The organism is Streptomyces sp. NPDC052043 (assembly GCF_044548235.1).
In the GTDB taxonomy this organism is placed as follows: Bacteria; Actinomycetota; Actinomycetes; order Streptomycetales; family Streptomycetaceae; genus Streptomyces.
Genome location: NZ_JBIUBT010000004.1, coordinates 101,155 through 119,044, shown reverse-complemented (window position 1 = coordinate 119,044; position 17,890 = coordinate 101,155). Strand labels below are relative to the sequence as shown.

Genomic DNA, 17,890 nt, shown 5'->3' with positions numbered 1-17,890 from the left:
CGCGGGTTAACAAGAACCAGCCCCGATCATCGCAGCCGGGCGCGCACAGGGAAAGGGCGAATGGAACACCGACACGGCCCCGTTGTCGAGACCCGGCCCCCCGTTCGAGTGACATCCCCACCCAACTCCCGCCGAACCCGCAGGAGAACGCATAACGTGCGTCCGCCATGGCGCATCGGGGGGCGCGAGCGCATCGGGGAGGACGGCGATGACGACGCACACGGCCAGAGCCCGGCAACACGACGACCGCGGCGGGCGCGACGGGCGCGACGGGCGCGACGGGCGCGACGGGCGCGACGGGCGCGACGGGCGCGACGGGCGCGACGGGCGCGACGGCAAGGATGACCACGACGGCAAGGACGGCGATACGGGCATAGGCGCCGATGCCACGGCGGAGGAGACCGCCGGTGCACGGACGCCGCTCCGGGGCCCCGGTGCCCGCGGACGGCACCGCAGGCACCGGCCCCGCAAGGCTCTGCTGGCCGCCGGAGGGCTCGCGGTGGCGGCCGGGGTGCTCAGCCTCGTACGGCTGGCGCCCGAGTCCGGGCTGGGCGGTCCGGGCACCGTGGAGGCCGAGTCCCACGCGGCCCCGGGGCACGGCTCCGGCGGCTCCGCCGGAACCCCCGTCGACGCCTCCACCACGGCCGGGGCCCCTCCGGCGGCCGCGACGACCGCGCCCTCGGCGACCGTCGCCCTGGGCGGGGTGAGCGCCGCACCGGACCCGGACTCGGACTCAGCGCCGACGGAGTCCCCGTCGGCGGCGGCCGCCGCGGAGCCCTCGGCGCTCCCCGGGACCACGACCGTTCCCACGGCGCTCCCCGCGGACACGGACCCGCCGGAGCAGCCGGACCCGGACCCCACCGACGCGCCCCTGCCGCCCGCCCCCACGTACCCGGCGCCACGGCCCACACCGACCCCGAGCCGGAGTACGCCGCCCCCTGCCCCGCCCTCCGGCGGGGGTGGCCTGTGCCTGCCGATCATCGGGCTGTGCGTGGGCATCGAGGCCGGTCCCACCCGCTGACCCGGGCGCCGGCCCACCTGCCGGTCCCACTCGCTGACCCTCTGGTCCGGGCGCCGATCCGCCTGCCGGTCCCCCCTCTGACCCGGGCGCCGGTCCGCCCGCCCGCCGCTGATCCGGGCGCCGGCCCGGGCCGCGACCGCCGTGCCGCGGCCCCCGGTCACGCGGCCTCCGGTTACGCGGTCCCGTCGTTCCGCCGGGCGAGCAGCCAGGGTTCGACCACGCCCAGGCCGCGCACCGGGCGCTGCCACATCGGCTGGAGGGCGAACCGGTACACCGGCGGCTCCTCGCCCTCCTTCTCCGCGGCCGCGGCGGCCTCGGCCGCCTCCGCCTCGGACGCCGGGGCGTCGCCGGTGCGGATCAGCTCCTCGGCGAAGGCGCTGTCCACCAGGACCCCGTCACGCGGGGCTATCGAGGTGAGCCGGGAGGCGAGGTTGACGGTGGTGCCGAAGACATCGCCCATACGAGTGGTCACCGTGCCGAACGCCATGCCCACCCGCAGCTCCGGCATCGTCTCGTCGTGCGCCATCGTCTCGACCAGCCGCAGCGCGATGTCCGCCGCCGTACCGGCGTCGTCGGCGGCGTACAGCACCTCGTCGCCGAGCGTCTTGATGAGCCGGCCGCCGCGCGCGGCCACGAGGTCGGCCGAGGTCGTCTCGAACGCCTCGACCAGCTCGCCGAGCTCCTCCTCCTCCATCCGGCGGGTCAGCCGGGTGAACCCGACGAGGTCCGCGAAGCCCACGGCCAGCCGCCGGTCGACCATCTCCTCGTCGTCGGCGGCCTGCACGACCCGGCCGGCCGAGGCGGCGAGCTGGCGACGCCAGACGTAGACCAGGAACTCCTCCAGCTCCGGCAGCAGCAGCTCGACGATCGGGTACGTCACCTCGGTGCGGGTCATGCCGGGCTCGGGCGGCTCGGTCAGGCCCTCCAGGAAGGAGTCCATCTGCCATTCGGCCAGACGGGCGGTGGTCTGCCCGGTGGACCGGGCCACCTGTACGGCCATGGCCTCGCTGAGCAGGCCTGCCTCGACCAGACCGGCGAGCCGCCGCAGGGCCAGCACGTCGGCCTCCGTGAGCGCCTTGGCCTGCCCTATGTCGGCGAAGCCCATGGCCCGCCAGAAGCGGGACGCCAGCTCCATGGAGACACCGGCGCTGCGAGCCGCCTGGAACGGGGTGTAGCGCCGCTCCGCGCCCAGGATGAGCTGTTCGAGACGCAGCGCGAGAGGGTGTTCGCCGGAGTCGGCGGCCTCAGGGTCCTTCTGCTCGTGCGAGGACGAGAATGGCGGAGGCTCGTCCCGGCCGTCCGCGTCCGCGCCGGAGCCCGTGTCGTCGACGGTCACGCCTGCTGCCCTTCCGATCTGCCACGGTCAGGTACGACCGGCCTCAACTCTACGGCAGGTGTGCGCCAGCTCACTCCGCAAGGTTGCGCCGGGAGTGGAGCTGACCGGCGCTGTTCCGGCGCCGGCTCCGGCGCCGGCGGCACCACGACCGGCGTGCCCCGTGGCCGCGCACGATCACGCCCCGCCCCGGACGCCGGGCCCCCGGGCCCCTAGCCCCGGACAGGGACGTCGGACCCGGTCCCCCCGCGGGGAGGTTCACGCCGGGCGCAGGTGCACGATGTCGCCCGCTCCGACCGGCTCCTGCACTCCCGCCTCCGTGGCGATGACCAGACGGCCGTCGCCGTCCACCGCGACCGCCTCCCCCACCAGAGACCGGTCGCCCGGCAGTTCCGCCCGGACCGCCCGCCCGAGCGTCGCGCAGCCCGCCGCGTACGTCTCCTGGAGACCGCTCGCGGCCGCATCGCCTCCCGCCGCCCGCCATCGGCCGTACCAGTCCTCCAGGGACCGCAGGACCGCCCGCAGCAGCGGGTCGCGGTCGGTGCTCACGGCTCCGGCGAGCGCGAGGGAACCGGCCTGCGGGACGGGGAGCTCGTCCTGCCGCAGCGAGACGTTGATGCCGATGCCGACGACCACCGCGTCCTCGCCGGCCCGCTCGGCCAGGATGCCGCCGGCCTTGCGCTCCTCGCCGCCGACCGTCACCAGCAGGTCGTTCGGCCACTTCAGCGCCGTGTCGACCCCGGCGGCCCGGGACAGGCCCGTGGCCACCGCGACCCCGGTGAGCAGCGGCAGCCAGCCCCAGCGGGCCACCGGCACCTCGCTGGGCCTCAGCAGCACCGAGAAGAACAACCCGGAGCGGGGCGGGGCCGTCCACCGGCGGTCCAGGCGGCCCCGGGCTGAGGTCTGCTCCTCGGCGACCAGGACGGCCCCCTCGGCCACCCTTCCCTCGGCGGCCCGGGCCACCAGGTCCGTGTTCGTGGAGCCGGTGCTCTGCACCACGTCCACCTCGGACCACAGCCCGCCCGCCCGCACCAGGCCGCGCCGCAGGGCCCCGGCGTTCAGGGGCGGGCGGTCCAGGTCGGACCAGCGGCTGCCGTGCGGCACGGGGTCGGGGGTGTCGTCTGCTGCATCTCGGGGCGTCATGCAAGCCACCCTAGGTGTGGGAAACGCCGCACTGCCGAACGGCGAACCCCCTACTACGCTACGGATGAGTAACCGTCCCCCCTTCTGAGCAGGCAGGGAGCCGCGATCGCGATGTCCGAGCCGGAAGAGCGCCAAGAGATCGACATTCACACGACCGCGGGCAAGATCGCGGATCTTCAGCGCCGCGTCCTGGCAGCGACGCACGCCGGCTCCGAGCGCGCCGTGGAGAAGCAGCACGCCAAGGGGAAGCTGACGGCCCGCGAGCGGATCGAACTGCTGCTCGACGAGGGGTCGTTCGTGGAGCTGGACGAGTTCGCCCGGCACCGTTCCACCAACTTCGGCCTGGAGCAGAACCGCCCGTACGGGGACGGCGTCGTCACCGGCTACGGCATGGTCGACGGCCGCCCGGTCGCGGTGTTCTCGCAGGACTTCACCGTCTTCGGCGGAGCGCTCGGCGAGGTCTACGGGCAGAAGATCGTCAAGGTGATGGACTTCGCCCTGAAGACCGGCTGCCCGGTGATCGGGATCAACGACTCGGGCGGCGCCCGGATCCAGGAGGGGGTCGCCTCCCTCGGCGCGTACGGGGAGATCTTCCGCCGCAACACCCATGCCTCCGGGGTGATCCCGCAGATCAGCCTGGTCGTGGGCCCATGCGCGGGCGGCGCGGTCTACTCGCCGGCGATCACCGACTTCACGATCATGGTCGACCAGACCTCGCACATGTTCATCACCGGCCCGGACGTCATCAAGACGGTCACCGGCGAGGACGTCGGCTTCGAGGAGCTGGGCGGCGCCCGGACCCACAACACCGCCTCCGGCGTGGCCCACCACATGGCCGGGGACGAGAAGGACGCGATCGAGTACGTCAAGCAGCTGCTGTCGTACCTGCCGTCGAACAACCTCTCCGAGCCTCCGGTCTTCCCCGAGGAGGCCGACGTGGCCATCTCGGCGGAGGACCTGGAACTGGACGCGGTCGTCCCGGACAGCGCGAACCACCCGTACGACATGCACACGGTGATCGAGCACGTCCTGGACGACGCCGAGTTCCTCGAGACCCAGCCGCTGTTCGCGCCGAACATCCTCACCGGGTTCGGGCGGGTGGAGGGCCATCCGGTCGGCATCGTCGCCAACCAGCCGATGCAGTTCGCCGGCTGCCTGGACATCGACGCCTCCGAGAAGGCCGCCCGCTTCGTACGGACCTGCGACGCCTTCAACGTGCCCGTGCTCACCTTCGTGGACGTGCCCGGCTTCCTCCCGGGCGTCGACCAGGAGCACACCGGCATCATCCGCCGCGGCGCCAAGCTGATCTTCGCCTACGCCGAGGCGACGGTGCCGCTGATCACGGTGATCACCCGCAAGGCCTTCGGCGGCGCCTACGACGTCATGGGCTCCAAGCACCTGGGCGCCGACCTCAACCTGGCCTGGCCGACCGCCCAGATCGCCGTCATGGGCGCCCAGGGGGCGGTCAACATCCTGCACCGCCGCACGATCGCCGAGGCCGAGGCCGCGGGGGACGCCGAGGCGACCCGCGCCCGGCTGATCCAGGAGTACGAGGACGCCCTCCTCAACCCCTACGTCGCGGCCGAACGCGGTTACATCGACGCGGTGATCAAGCCGTCGGACACCCGTTCCCACCTGGTGCGCGGCCTGCGTCAGCTGCGCACCAAGCGGGAATCCCTGCCTCCGAAGAAGCACGGCAACATCCCCCTGTAAGGAGCCGCTGTGATCAAGGTCGTACGAGGCAATCCCACCCCGGAGGAGCTCGCCGCCGCCCTGGCGGTGGTCCGGGCGCGCGCCGCGGCGGCTGCCGACACGCCGTCCGGCGCGCACGCCCCCCGAGACTCCTGGTCCGACCCGTCCCGCCTCGCCGCCCACCGCGTCCCCCAGCCGAGCCCGACGGCCTGGGCCCGCACCTACTGGCCAGGCTGAGCCCTGGCCCGGGTGCGCCCACCCACCCGTCTCGGCACGCCAAGAGGTAACCACCCCTGGGGCTCCGCCCCAGGCACTTCACCCACCCGCCCACCCGACTCGGTAAGCCTGAAGGCAACCGTCCCCTGGGGCTCCGCCCCAGACCCCGACGGGGCTCCACCCTCGCACCCCGTGCGGGGCTCCCCCGGGCACTTCGCCGCCCGCGCCCGGCCGACCCGGTCGGGCACGGGCGGCCACCCCTGGGGCTCCGCCCCAGACCCCGGCGGGGCTCCGCCCCTGCACCCCGGCTGGGGTGCGCCCCTGAGCCTCCGGATGGGTCTGCGCCTGTGTACCCCGCCCGGGTCCCGGCGCCTCCCCTGCGTGCCCCCGCAGGCCCGACGCCGCCCGCGCACTCCCCTCAAGCCCCGGCACCTCCCCCGCACGCTCCCCCGAGGCCCGGCGCCTCCCCGCGCGCTCCGGCACAGTTCCGCCCCGGTGCTTGCCTCCGCCCGTCGGTCGTCGGTCTGTCCGGGTGGGGCCGCGGGTGGCGGACCTAAGTTGAGTACGCGTACTCAGGCGTGCGGTGTCGTCCGGGTCGCAGGATCGGGGGATGCTGTGGTCCGATCCCGAGAACGAGCCGCCGAAGGAACTGCGTGACATGCAGAACATGTTGCGGCGGCTGGGCGTTCTCATGGCCCTGGCCATGGTGCTGGCGATGTTCGTGATCGGCTTGAGGTGAGCCGGAGGAAGCGCCGCCGATACGCTGACCGTATGACAGACCAGCCGCGCCGCCGACTCGTGCTCGCCTCCCAGTCCCCCGCCCGGCTCGGGCTGCTCCGGCAGGCCGGGCTCGACCCGGAGGTCGTCGTGAGCGGCGTCGACGAGGACGCGGTCACCGCGCCCACCCCCGCCGAACTGGCGCTCGCGCTCGCCGAGGCGAAGGCCTCCGTGGTGGCGGCCCGCCCGGAGCTCCGGGGCGCGCTGGTGATCGGCTGCGACTCGGTGCTCGACCTGGACGGCCAGGCCCTGGGCAAGCCCGCCGACGCCGAGGAGGCCACCGCCCGCTGGAAGGCGATGCGCGGCCGGGCCGGCACCCTCCAGACCGGGCACTGCGTCTGGGACACGGAGAGCGGGCGGCACGCCTCGGCGACCGCCTCCACCGTGGTCCGCTTCGGCGAGCCGACGGACGAGGAGATCGCCGCCTACGTCGCCTCGGGCGAGCCCCTGTACGTGGCCGGCGCCTTCACCCTGGACGGCCGTTCGGCACCCTTCATCGACGGCATCGACGGCGACCACGGCAACGTCATCGGCATCAGCCTGCCCCTGGTCCGCCGCCTGCTGGCCGAACTCGGCGTGGGCATCACGGAGTTGTGGGCGCCGGCGGAAGGCTGATCAGGGTCTGCGGGCCTCGGCCGGAGGAGCCGGAGGAGTGAGGGGCGCCAGGGGGCCGATCGCCTCCACCCCGAGGCCGGTCCCGCCCCCGCCCCCGCCGTCGCCGTCAGGCCCGCCTTCGCTCCCGCCCCCGCCGTCGCCCCTGCCCTCGCTCCCGCCTTCGCCCCGGTGATCCGGATCGCCTGCGGACCAGGGGACCGGTTCGGTCCCGGAGCCGCCCGCGTCCCGGGGGCCGCCCGGCACGGCGCCGGCCGGCCCCTCCTCGGCGTCGTACGTCATCAGCAGCAACACGATGAGCCCGAGCACCAGCACCATGCACAGGAACGCCCGCCAGCCCACCAGCCCCCAGGCGAACGCGCCCAGCAGCCCGTGCACCACGGCCGCGCTGACCAGCAGGACGCGCCCGAACCCGGCCGGCCGGCGGCCCCGCACCGCCACCAGCAGCGCGACCAACCCGCACAGGGCGAAGTAGAGGCCGAAGACCAGACCACCGACCCTCGACGAGTTCGACATCACGTTCGGATCCAGGCCCGCCAGGGACATCCTCTGCCGGTGCACGACCTCGCCGAGGAACCAGTTCAGCGCCGCCACGCCGAACGCCTCGGCGAAGAGCACGAGCGCCACCACCCACGCCACCGGTCTGCGCACCACCGGTTCCACCCACTTCCGAGTGCTGCTCCGCTCGGGAGCTCTACTGTTACCGCGAGTACTGTCGAGACATCGCGAACGCTACTAACGGGTAAACGGGGGGACAAGGGTTCTGCCGTCGGCAAAGAATCGTTGGGCCATTCGTAGGGACTCCACAAAGAAACGAAGTGCGTCGCAGCACGCCCTCACAGAGACCTTGACCACATGAGAGGGCTAGGGTTTTCCGGAGGAGTCCTGCGTAGAGCGATGCGACAAGGGATTTCGCAGGTCGAGCGCGCCTCGAATCACGCTCCGTGTGGGCAAGCTCACCATCGGGGACGGGTCGATGCGCCGTGTCGGCAGTCCCTAAACTCGGCTTGTTTCAAGGAGGGAGCCTCAATCGTGCGCAAGGTGCTCATCGCCAACCGTGGCGAAATCGCTGTCCGCGTTGCCCGGGCCTGCCGGGACGCCGGGATCGCGAGCGTGGCCGTCTACGCCGACCCGGACCGGGACGCTCTGCATGTCCGCGCCGCGGATGAGGCGTTCGCCCTGGGCGGTGACACCCCGGCCACCAGTTACCTGGACATCGACAAGGTGCTGAAGGCCGCGAAGGAGTCCGGTGCGGACGCGATCCACCCCGGCTACGGCTTCCTCTCGGAGAACGCCGACTTCGCCCAGGCCGTGCTGGACGCCGACCTGATCTGGATCGGCCCGCCGCCGCAGGCCATCCGCGACCTCGGTGACAAGGTCGCCGCCCGGCACATCGCCCAGCGCGCCGGCGCGCCCCTGGTGGCCGGCACCCCCGACCCCGTCTCCGGCGCCGAGGAGGTCGTGGCCTTCGCCGAGGAGAACGGCCTGCCGATCGCCATCAAGGCCGCCTTCGGCGGCGGCGGACGCGGCCTGAAGGTCGCCCGCACCCTGGACGAGGTCCCCGAGCTGTACGAGTCGGCGGTGCGCGAGGCCGTGGCCGCCTTCGGCCGCGGCGAGTGCTTCGTCGAGCGCTACCTGGACCGGCCCCGGCACGTGGAGACCCAGTGCCTGGCCGACCAGCACGGCAACGTGGTCGTCGTCTCCACCCGTGACTGCTCCCTCCAGCGCCGCCACCAGAAGCTGGTCGAGGAGGCCCCGGCGCCGTTCCTGTCCGACGAGCAGGTCGCCGAGCTGTACCGCGCCTCCAAGGCGATCCTGAAGGAGGCCGGCTACGTCGGCGCCGGCACCTGCGAGTTCCTGGTCGGCCAGGACGGCACGATCTCCTTCCTGGAGGTCAACACCCGGCTCCAGGTCGAGCACCCGGTCACCGAGGAGATCACCGGCTTCGACCTGGTGCGCGAGATGTTCCGCATCGCCGACGGCGAGGAACTGGGCTACGACGACCCGCCGCTGCGCGGCCACTCCTTCGAGTTCCGGATCAACGGCGAGGACCCGGGCCGGGGCTTCCTGCCCGCCCCCGGCACGGTGACGAACTTCGCCCCGCCCACCGGACCGGGCGTCCGCCTGGACGCGGGCGTGGAGTCCGGCAGCGTCATCGGTCCGGCGTGGGACTCCCTGCTGGCCAAGCTGATCGTGACCGGCCGCACCCGCAAGGAGGCCCTCCAGCGGGCCGCCCGCGCCCTGGCGGAGTTCCAGGTCGAGGGCATGGCCACCGCGATCCCCTTCCACCGCGCGGTGGTCACCGACCCGGCGTTCGCCCCCGAACTGACCGACTCCACCGACCCGTTCACGATCCACACCCGCTGGATCGAGACCGAGTTCGTCAACGAGATCAAGCCCTTCACCGCCACCGCCGACGCCGCCGAGGCGGACGAGGAGACGGGCCGCGAGACCGTCGTCGTCGAGGTCGGCGGCAAGCGCCTCGAGGTCTCCCTGCCCACCTCGCTGGGCATGTCCCTGGCCCGCACCGGCCTTGCCGCGGGCGCCAAGCCCAAGCGCCGCGCCGCGAAGAAGTCCGGCCCCCTCGCCTCCGGCGACACCCTCGCCTCCCCGATGCAGGGCACCATCGTCAAGGTCGCCGTCGAGGAGGGCCAGGAGGTCAAGGAGGGCGACCTGGTCGTCGTCCTGGAGGCCATGAAGATGGAACAGCCCCTCAACGCCCACCGCAGCGGCACCGTCAAGGGCCTGTCGGCCGACGTCGGCGCCTCCGTCACCTCCGGCGCCGTCATCTGCGAGATCAAGGACTGATCCCTCGGAACAGCCGCGGGAGCCCGGCGAGCCGCGAGAGCGGCCCGGCCGGGCTCCTCGCATTTCCCGAGGGCGTGCGAAGGCCTTCCCTGGACGCTTTCCGAGGGCGGCGCGAAACCCTCAGCGCCTCCGGAGGTCCGCCACCCGTGCGGCCGGGCGTTCCGTGCCGTTCGGCTGGTCCCCGGCCAGGGACGCCGGCCGGAGGTTCGCGCCCGGCGGCTGGGTGCGGCGAGGGCCGGGGAGCGGGACCTCACGGCGACGGTCGCGGGGCGGGGGCTGTTCCGCCGCCGGGCTTCCCGTCGCGCCGGCCACGGCGATCTGGACGCCCTGGTCGGCGAGGGCCTGGAGTTCGGTGGCCGCGCGGTCGTCGTGGGCCGGGGGCTCGTCCGTCACCAGGCGGGTGACGAGATCGGTCGGGACGGTCTGGAACATCGTGTCCGTACCGAGCTTGGAGTGGTCGGCGAGGACCACCACCTCCGCGGCGGCCTGCACCAGGGCACGGTCGACGGACGCCGACAGCATGTTGGAGGTGGACAGGCCCCGCTCGGCCGTCAGTCCGCTCCCCGACAGGAAGGCCTTGGACACCCGCAGCCCGTGCAGCGACTGCTCCGCCCCCGACCCGACGAGCGCGTAGTTGGAGCCGCGCAGCGTGCCTCCGGTCATCACGACCTCCACGCGGTTGGCGTGGGCCAACGCCTGGGCGACCAGCAGGGAGTTGGTGACGACGGTCAGGCCGGGCACCCGGGCGAGCCGGCGGGCCAGCTCCTGGGTGGTCGTCCCCGCGCCCACGACGATCGCCTCGCCCTCTTCGACGAGACCCGCGGCGAGGTCGGCGATGGCCGTCTTCTCCGCGGTCGCCAGATGCGACTTCTGCGGGAAGCCGGACTCCCGGGTGAACCCACCCGGGAGGACCGCACCGCCGTGGCGGCGATCGAGGAGTCCTTCGGCCTCCAGCGCCCGCACGTCCCGCCGTACGGTCACTTCGGAGGTCTGGACGACACGGGCGAGCTCACGGAGCGACACGGCACCGTTCGCTCGCACCATTTCGAGGATCAGTTGGCGACGTTCAGCAGCGAACACGAAACTGACAGTAACCCCAGCGACCGTCTGCTTTCAGCAGTTTGCGCCGAATAGCAGAAGTTGTTCGCAGGCCAGGGGGAGAAGTGGTATGGAGTTTGGTCCCCGCGCCTGCTCCCCCACGCCTGTACCGCCGGCATGGTTCGCGACTCCCCGTGACAGAAGGGGAGTTCGGAGCCGGGCGCCGGGACGCGCCTACGCCTCGCCGGTCGCCTTGCGCGTGTGCAACTGCCGTGCCACCTCGGCGATCGAACCCGACAGCGAGGGGTACACGGTGAACGCGTTCGCGATCTGCTCGACCGTCAGGTTGTTGTCGACGGCGATCGAGATGGGGTGGATCAGTTCCGAGGCGCGCGGGGCCACGACCACGCCGCCGACCACGATCCCCGTGCCCGGACGGCAGAAGATCTTGACGAAGCCGTCCCGGATGCCCTGCATCTTGGCGCGCGGGTTGCGCAGCAGCGGCAGCTTCACGCAGCGGGCGTCGATCTTGCCGGCGTCCACGTCGGCCTGCGAGTAGCCGACGGTGGCGATCTCGGGGTCGGTGAAGACGTTGGAGGAGACCGTCTTCAGGTTCAGCGGGGCCACCGCGTCGCCCAGGAAGTGGTACATCGCGATGCGCCCCTGCATCGCCGCCACCGACGCCAGGGCGAAGACCCCGGTCACGTCGCCGGCCGCGTACACGCCCGGAGCCGTCGTCCGCGACACCTTGTCGGTCCAGATGTGACCGGACTCGCGCAGTTTGACGCCGGCCTCCTCCAGGCCGAGCCCGGCGCTGTTGGGGATGGCGCCGACAGCCATCAGGCAGTGGCTGCCCGTGATGACCCGGCCGTCCGCCAGCGTCACCTCCACGCGGTCCCCGACCCGCTTGGCCGCGGCGGCCCGCGAGCGCGCCATGACGTTCATGCCGCGGCGCCGGAAGACGTCCTCCAGGACGGCGGCCGCGTCCGGGTCCTCACCCGGCAGCACACGGTCGCGGGAGGACACCAGCGTGACCTTCGAGCCGAGCGCCTGGTAGGCGCCGGCGAACTCGGCACCGGTGACACCGGAGCCGACCACGATGAGTTCCTCGGGCAGCTCGTCGAGGTCGTAGACCTGGGTCCAGTTGAGGATGCGCTCGCCGTCCGGCTGGGCGTCGGGCAGCTCGCGCGGGTGGCCGCCGGTCGCGATCAGCACGGCGTCCGCGGTGAGCCTCTCCTCGCTGCCGTCGGCCGCCCTGACGACGACCGTGCGCGACCCGTCGAGCGCCTGCATGCCCTCCAGCCGGCCGCGCCCGCGCACGACCCGGGCGCCGGCCCGCGTCACGGAGGCGGTGATGTCGTGGGACTGGGCGAGTGCCAGCCGCTTCACCCGGCGGTTGACCTTCCCCAGGTCGACACCCACCACCCGGCCGGCCTGCTCCGCCGGCAGCTCCGGGGCGGGACCGCCGTCGGCGTCGGTGTCGGCGACGGTGATGCCCAGTTCCTCGTACGACGAGTCGAAGGTGGTCATCACCTCGGCCGTAGCGATAAGGGTCTTCGACGGCACGCAGTCGGTCAGCACCGACGCTCCGCCCAGACCGTCGCAGTCGACGACGGTCACCTCCGCGCCGAGCTGCGCCGCCACCAGCGCCGCTTCGTAGCCGCCGGGTCCACCACCGATGATCACGATCCGAGTCACGTACTCCATTGTCCCGCACCGTTCAAGGTGCTACGGCCCCGGGGCACGGCACGGTGGTCTCACGTTGCCCCTGGGACACCTGAGGCGGGTGCGAGGCTGCCGTACGCTCGACCCATGTCGTTCTATGCCGCATACGCCGGCAATCTCGACGCGCGGCTGATGTCCCTGCGCGCCCCGCACTCGCCACTGCGCGCCACGGGCTGGCTGAACGGCTGGCGGCTGACCTTCGGCGGGGAGCAGATGGGCTGGGAGGGCGCGCTGGCGACCCTCGTCGAGGATCCGATCTCCCAGGTCTTCGTGGCCCTGTACGACATCGCCCCGATGGACGAGGAGGCCCTCGACCGCCGGGTCGGCGTGGGCCTGGACCTCTACCGGCGCGCACGCGTGCGCGTGCACACCCTGGACGGCGAGGAACCGGCCTGGGTCTACGTCCTCAACGCCTACGAGGGCGGCCTGCCCTCCGCCCGCTACCTCGGCGAGATCGCGGACGCGGCCGAGTCGGCGGGGGCGCCCCACGACTACGTGATGGAGCTGCGGAAGCGGCCGTGCTGAGCGGCGGCGCGGGGCTCCGGAAAGCCTGACCGGGACCGGAACCGACCCCTCCGGCACCCCTCTCGTCGGAAACGACAAGACAACGATCGCATTGCCGTGACCATAGGCATCTACGCGCGTAGGCGAATTCCGGCTACGCTCATCCGCGTGAACGCATCTCTTCTTCCGGACGACATCCAGGGCGATCCCCACGCCGCCGCCGACGCCGCCGCCGCGCGCCTGCGCGAACTCACGGGTGCCGAGTCCCACGACGTCGCCCTCGTGATGGGGTCCGGCTGGGCACCGGCCGTCGACGCCCTGGGCACCCCCGACGCCGAGTTCCCGGTCACCGAGCTGCCCGGATTCCCGCCGCCCGCGGTCGAGGGCCACGGCGGCAAGATCCGCTCGTACACCATCGGGGACAGACGCGCGCTGGTCTTCCTGGGGCGCACCCACTACTACGAGGGCCGGGGCGTGGCCGCCGTGGCCCACGGCGTACGCACCGCGGTCGCGGCCGGCTGCAAGACGATCGTGCTCACCAACGGCTGCGGCGGCCTGCGCGAGGGCATGCGCCCCGGCCAGCCGGTGCTGATCAGCGACCACCTCAACCTGACGGCCACCTCGCCGATCGTCGGCGCCAACTTCGTCGACCTCACCGACCTGTACTCCCCGCGCCTGCGCGCCCTGTGCAAGGAGGTCGACCCCACCCTCGAGGAAGGCGTCTACGCCCAGTTCCCCGGCCCGCACTACGAGACGCCGGCGGAGATCCGCATGGCCCGCACCATCGGCGCGGACCTGGTCGGCATGTCCACCGTCCTGGAGGCGATCGCCGCCCGCGAGGCGGGCGCGGAGGTCCTGGGCATCTCCCTGGTGACCAACCTCGCCGCGGGCATGACCGGCGAACCCCTCAACCACGAGGAGGTCCTCCAGGCGGGCCGCGACAGCGCCGCCCGCATGGGCTCGCTCCTGACCCAGGTGCTGGGCCGCCTGTAAAGCCCGGCTCCGGCGCCCGCGCGCCACGCCCGACGTCCGGCGGCGCCCTCGACGCGGGGCGGGCCGCCGGACGGCGGAAGGGGCCGACGGGTGCGCCGGTGGCCTGCCGCACACTTGGTCCCGTCCGGCGGAGACCACCCGGCGGTCTCCGTCCGGCGCGACCTCGACGGCCCCGACCTCGGGACTCCGGGCGGTACGCCCGAGCGCGCGGCGGCCCGAGGCGCCCACGGCCCCGCTCCCCCACCGCATCCCAGAGGCCCCGGCTCCGACCCGCCGGAGGCAGACGGCCCAGGCCGACAAACTCACGAGAGGCTGATCCCACGTGCACGACGACCTCATCGCACGGGCCAAGGCGTGGCTGGCCGAGGACCCCGACGCCGAGACCCGTGACGAACTCGCCCGGCTCCTCGAAACCGCGACCACCGAAAACACCGAGAACATCGAGGAGCTGGCCGCCCGCTTCGCCGGCACGCTCCAGTTCGGTACCGCCGGCCTGCGCGGCGAACTCGGCGCCGGCCCCATGCGCATGAACCGCTCCGTCGTCATCCGCGCCGCCGCCGGCCTCGCCGCGTACCTGAAGGCGAACGGGACCGCCCACGGGGACGAGAACGCCGGACTCGTCGTCATCGGCTACGACGCCCGGCACAAGTCCGCCGACTTCGCCCGGGACACCGCCGCCGTCATGACCGGCGCCGGACTGCGTGCCGCCGTGCTCCCCCGCCCCCTGCCCACCCCGGTCCTCGCCTTCGCCATCAGGCACCTGGGCGCGGTCGCCGGCGTGGAGGTCACCGCCAGCCACAACCCGCCCCGCGACAACGGCTACAAGGTCTACCTGGGCGACGGCTCCCAGATCGTGCCGCCGGCGGACGCCGGGATCGCCGCCGAGATCGACGCGATCACCACGCTCACCGCGGTGCCGCGCCCGGACTCCGGCTGGGAGGTCCTCGACGACTCCGTCCTGGAGGCCTACCTGGCCCGTACGGACGCGGTCCTCGCCCCCGGCTCGCCCCGCACGGCCCGCACCGTCTACACGGCGATGCACGGCGTCGGCAAGGACACCCTCCTCGCCGCGTTCGCCCGGGCCGGCTTCCCGGCCCCGACCCTGGTCGCCGAACAGGCCGAGCCGGACCCGGACTTCCCGACCGTCGCCTTCCCCAACCCGGAGGAGCCCGGCGCGATGGACCTGGCGTTCGCCGCGGCCCGCGCGAGCGACCCGGACCTGGTCATCGCCAACGACCCGGACGCCGACCGCTGCGCGGTGGCCGTCAGGCAGGGCGCCGACTGGCGCATGCTGCGCGGCGACGAGGTGGGCGCCCTGCTCGCCGCCCACCTGGTCTCCCGCGGCGTGACCGGCACCTTCGCGGAGTCGATCGTCTCCTCCTCCCTCCTCGGCCGCATCGCCCGCAAGGCGGGCCTGCGCCACGAGGAGACGCTCACCGGCTTCAAGTGGATCGCCCGCGCGGAGGGGCTGCGCTACGGCTACGAGGAGGCCCTGGGGTACTGCGTCGACCCCGACGGCGTACGCGACAAGGACGGCATCACCGCCGCGCTCCTGATCACCGAGCTGGCCTCCCGGCTCAAGGAGGAGGGCCGCACCCTGCTCGACCTGCTGGACGACCTCGCCGTCGAGCACGGCCTGCACGCCACCGACCAGCTCTCGGTCCGCGTCGAGGACCTCTCGCTGATCGCCGACGCGATGCGCCGCCTGCGCGAGCAGCCCCCGACCGCGCTCGCGGGCCTGCCCGTCACCCGTTCCGAGGACCTCACCCGGGGCACGGACCGGCTGCCCCCCACGGACGGCCTGCGCTACACCCTCGACGGCGCCCGCGTCATCGTCCGCCCCAGCGGCACGGAGCCCAAGCTGAAGTGCTACCTGGAGGTCGTGATCCCGGTCGGCGACCACGTCGGCCTCCCCGCGGCCCGCGCCGAGGCCGACGCCCTCCTGGCGTCGATCAAGCGGGACCTGTCGGCCGCGGCGGGCATCTGACCCGCGGCGCGGACGGGCATCCGCCCGCAGCGAAAAGGAACGGGTGTCCCTCCGACGGAGGGACACCCGTTCCGGCCCGTGCGGCCCGGCCCACGGACGCGCCGCCCGCACCACCGGGAGACGTCCCAGCCGTACCGACGTACCGATGTATCGGCGGGGGAGGTGCCGGTGGTGGCGTACCGACGTGCCGGCGAGAGAGGTACCGCCGTAGCGGCCTACCGCCGCGTGCGTCAGCCCAGCGCGATCAGGATCGCCAGCAGCACCGCGCCGGCCAGCGCCGGACCCACGATCTCGTACGCCCAGCGGACCGTCACCTCGCCCTGGGCCGTCTCGGCGTTCTCCCGGGTGTCCCGCAGCTCGCGCAGGTCGTCCATGAACTGGTCGCCGGCCACGCGGACGGGCCCGTCGCCGCCCGCGGCCTGCCCGCGGCCCGGCCCGCCGAACCCGAAGGCACCGCCGGCGCGCCCGCCCGCCCCCGCGGCCCGCTCGCCCCTGGCGGCGGCCCGCGCCTCCTGGCGGGCGGCCCGCTTGCGCCCCCGCAGCGAGACCGGCACGGCCCACAGCTGGTACTTGGTGCCGGACCGGTCCAGCACCTCGTTCGAGTAGCCGGAGCGCAGCCCGGCGACCTGGCCCCAGGGCAGCACGATCACGCGCAAGGGGTTGCGGACGCGCAGCCGATCACGGCTGACGTACACGGCGGGCCGCAGGGTGAAGGCCACCACGAGCGGCACCGCGAGGATCATCCCGGCCAGCGCCAGCCACGGCGTGCGGCCCTCCCCGACGACCATCGCGTCGATGCCCAGCCACCCGATGATGGCGAGCAGCAGGACACCGCCCGCGATGCCTGCGGACGACCGGTGGACCCGGTCCTCGTACTCGGGGGAGGCGGGCTGCGGCGCGGGGGGTTCGTGCTCGGGCGTCGTCATGGCCCCGATTCTGCCCGACGTGCGCGGGCGCCCTCATCCGCGGTGCCGGAGCACGGGATGGTCACCGCACGGTCACCGTCAGGGTCACAAGACGAGTCCCGGGGGTGTACAGCTGCTACGCGCGTAGATATGCTCGTCTGGTGACCATGCCCACCACTGCACCCCCTCTCGCTGACGTCACCGCGTCCGACAGCACACTGCGCCGCTTCCTGCACGGGCTGCCCGGCGTCGACGCGGTCGGCCTGGAGGCGCGCGCCGCCTCTCTCGGCACCCGTTCCATCAAGACCACCGCGAAGGCGTACGCGATCGACCTCGCCATCTCGATGGTCGACCTGACGACGCTGGAAGGCGCGGACACCCCGGGCAAGGTCCGGGCGCTCGGCGCCAAGGCGGTCCTCCCCGACCCGACGGACCGTACGGCCCCCGCCACGGCCGCGGTCTGCGTGTACCCCGACATGGTGGCCACCGCGAAGGAGGCCGTGGCCGGCTCGGCCGTGAAGGTCGCCTCGGTCGCCACCGCCTTCCCGGCCGGCCGGGCGTCGCTGGGCGTCAAGCTGGCGGACGTGCGCGAGGCGGTCACCGCGGGCGCCGACGAGATCGACATGGTCATCGACCGCGGAGCGTTCCTCGCGGGCAAGTACCTGAAGGTGTACGACGAGATCGTCGCGGTCAAGGAGGCCTGCGGGACCTCCGCGCGCCTGAAGGTCATCTTCGAGACCGGCGAGCTGTCGACGTACGACAACATCCGCCGCGCGAGCTGGCTCGGCATGCTGGCGGGCGCCGACTTCATCAAGACCTCCACCGGCAAGGTCGCCGTCAACGCCACCCCGGCCAACACGCTGCTCATGCTGGAGGCCGTCCGTGACTTCCGGGCGCAGACCGGCGTGCAGGTCGGCGTGAAGCCGGCCGGCGGCATCCGCACCTCCAAGGACGCGATCAAGTTCCTCGTCCTGGTCAACGAGACCGCCGGCGGTGACTGGCTGGACAACCACTGGTTCCGCTTCGGCGCCTCCTCGCTCCTGAACGACCTGCTGATGCAGCGTCAGAAGCTGGCCACCGGCCGCTACTCCGGCCCCGACTACGTGACGGTGGACTGAGAACCCCATGGACATGGA

General features: G+C 73.3%; 16 protein-coding genes. 10 read left to right on the top strand and 6 right to left on the bottom strand.

Going from position 1 to position 17,890, the window contains the following annotated elements; all coding sequences use genetic code 11:
* The first annotated feature begins 208 nt into the window (after window positions 1-208).
* Window positions 209-1,021 (top strand): hypothetical protein, encoded by an 813-nt coding sequence (locus tag ACIHCX_RS11800; RefSeq protein ID WP_400028785.1) that lies wholly within the window; start codon window positions 209-211, stop codon window positions 1,019-1,021.
* Window positions 1,022-1,193: 172 nt separating this feature from the next.
* Here the strand turns inward: ACIHCX_RS11800 and ACIHCX_RS11795 are convergent, their stop codons facing one another.
* Together ACIHCX_RS11795 and ACIHCX_RS11790 are read right to left on the bottom strand one after the other, a co-directional pair.
* Window positions 1,194-2,357, bottom strand: a complete 1,164-nt coding sequence (locus tag ACIHCX_RS11795) for an adenylate/guanylate cyclase domain-containing protein (protein ID WP_400028784.1) — start codon at window positions 2,355-2,357, stop codon at window positions 1,194-1,196.
* Between the two features lie 255 nt (window positions 2,358-2,612).
* A complete protein-coding gene (locus ACIHCX_RS11790) occupies window positions 2,613-3,497 on the bottom strand; it encodes a biotin--[acetyl-CoA-carboxylase] ligase (protein WP_400028783.1) in 885 nt (294 codons plus the stop codon).
* Between the two features lie 111 nt (window positions 3,498-3,608).
* On the opposite strand from ACIHCX_RS11790, the gene ACIHCX_RS11785 reads away from it, so the two are divergent.
* The 4 genes from ACIHCX_RS11785 to ACIHCX_RS11770 all read left to right on the top strand — a co-directional run bounded on the left by ACIHCX_RS11785 (window position 3,609) and on the right by ACIHCX_RS11770 (window position 6,797).
* Window positions 3,609-5,210 carry an acyl-CoA carboxylase subunit beta gene (locus tag ACIHCX_RS11785; RefSeq protein ID WP_400028782.1) on the top strand — a complete coding sequence of 534 codons (1,602 nt, stop codon included), beginning with the start codon at window positions 3,609-3,611 and terminating at the stop codon, window positions 5,208-5,210.
* Between the two features lie 9 nt (window positions 5,211-5,219).
* Entirely contained in the window at window positions 5,220-5,426 is a 207-nt protein-coding gene (locus ACIHCX_RS11780; RefSeq protein ID WP_400028781.1) for an acyl-CoA carboxylase epsilon subunit, read from the top strand.
* Between the two features lie 589 nt (window positions 5,427-6,015).
* The gene (gene mmpB, locus ACIHCX_RS11775) at window positions 6,016-6,144 is read left to right on the top strand and encodes a morphogenic membrane protein MmpB (RefSeq protein WP_400028780.1); all 129 of its coding nucleotides are present in this window, start codon (window positions 6,016-6,018) and stop codon (window positions 6,142-6,144) included.
* 32 nt (window positions 6,145-6,176) lie between these two features.
* On the top strand, window positions 6,177-6,797 hold the full coding sequence (locus tag ACIHCX_RS11770; RefSeq protein WP_400028779.1) for a Maf family protein: 621 nt from the start codon (window positions 6,177-6,179) through the stop codon (window positions 6,795-6,797).
* Here the strand turns inward: ACIHCX_RS11770 and ACIHCX_RS11765 are convergent, their stop codons facing one another.
* Complete coding sequence (locus tag ACIHCX_RS11765; RefSeq protein WP_400028778.1) at window positions 6,798-7,448, bottom strand: hypothetical protein; 651 nt, start codon at window positions 7,446-7,448, stop codon at window positions 6,798-6,800.
* 378 nt (window positions 7,449-7,826) lie between these two features.
* Here ACIHCX_RS11765 and ACIHCX_RS11760 point away from each other — a divergent pair, with 378 nt between their 5' ends.
* A complete protein-coding gene (locus ACIHCX_RS11760; protein ID WP_400028777.1) occupies window positions 7,827-9,602 on the top strand; it encodes an acetyl/propionyl/methylcrotonyl-CoA carboxylase subunit alpha in 1,776 nt (591 codons plus the stop codon).
* Window positions 9,603-9,722: 120 nt separating this feature from the next.
* Here the strand turns inward: ACIHCX_RS11760 and ACIHCX_RS11755 are convergent, their stop codons facing one another.
* Complete coding sequence (locus ACIHCX_RS11755) at window positions 9,723-10,682, bottom strand: DeoR/GlpR family DNA-binding transcription regulator (protein WP_400028776.1); 960 nt, start codon at window positions 10,680-10,682, stop codon at window positions 9,723-9,725.
* A 192-nt stretch (window positions 10,683-10,874) separates the two neighbouring features.
* A complete protein-coding gene (locus ACIHCX_RS11750) occupies window positions 10,875-12,347 on the bottom strand; it encodes an NAD(P)H-quinone dehydrogenase (RefSeq protein ID WP_400028775.1) in 1,473 nt (490 codons plus the stop codon).
* A gap of 105 nt (window positions 12,348-12,452) precedes the next feature.
* Here ACIHCX_RS11750 and ACIHCX_RS11745 point away from each other — a divergent pair, with 105 nt between their 5' ends.
* From ACIHCX_RS11745 to ACIHCX_RS11735, 3 genes are all read left to right on the top strand, one after another.
* Entirely contained in the window at window positions 12,453-12,890 is a 438-nt protein-coding gene (locus ACIHCX_RS11745) for a gamma-glutamylcyclotransferase (protein WP_400028774.1), read from the top strand.
* Between the two features lie 147 nt (window positions 12,891-13,037).
* Window positions 13,038-13,862, top strand: a complete 825-nt coding sequence (locus ACIHCX_RS11740) for a purine-nucleoside phosphorylase (RefSeq protein ID WP_400028773.1) — start codon at window positions 13,038-13,040, stop codon at window positions 13,860-13,862.
* A 322-nt stretch (window positions 13,863-14,184) separates the two neighbouring features.
* Window positions 14,185-15,849: a phospho-sugar mutase gene (locus ACIHCX_RS11735; RefSeq protein ID WP_400028772.1), complete on the top strand. Its 1,665-nt coding sequence runs from the start codon at window positions 14,185-14,187 to the stop codon at window positions 15,847-15,849.
* 230 nt (window positions 15,850-16,079) lie between these two features.
* Here ACIHCX_RS11735 and ACIHCX_RS11730 read toward each other — a convergent pair whose 3' ends face one another.
* Window positions 16,080-16,775: a PH domain-containing protein gene (locus tag ACIHCX_RS11730; protein WP_400028771.1), complete on the bottom strand. Its 696-nt coding sequence runs from the start codon at window positions 16,773-16,775 to the stop codon at window positions 16,080-16,082.
* Window positions 16,776-16,921: 146 nt separating this feature from the next.
* Between ACIHCX_RS11730 and deoC the strand changes: the two genes are divergently transcribed.
* A complete protein-coding gene (gene deoC / locus ACIHCX_RS11725; RefSeq protein WP_400029216.1) occupies window positions 16,922-17,872 on the top strand; it encodes a deoxyribose-phosphate aldolase in 951 nt (316 codons plus the stop codon).
* Window positions 17,873-17,890 lie beyond the last annotated feature (18 nt).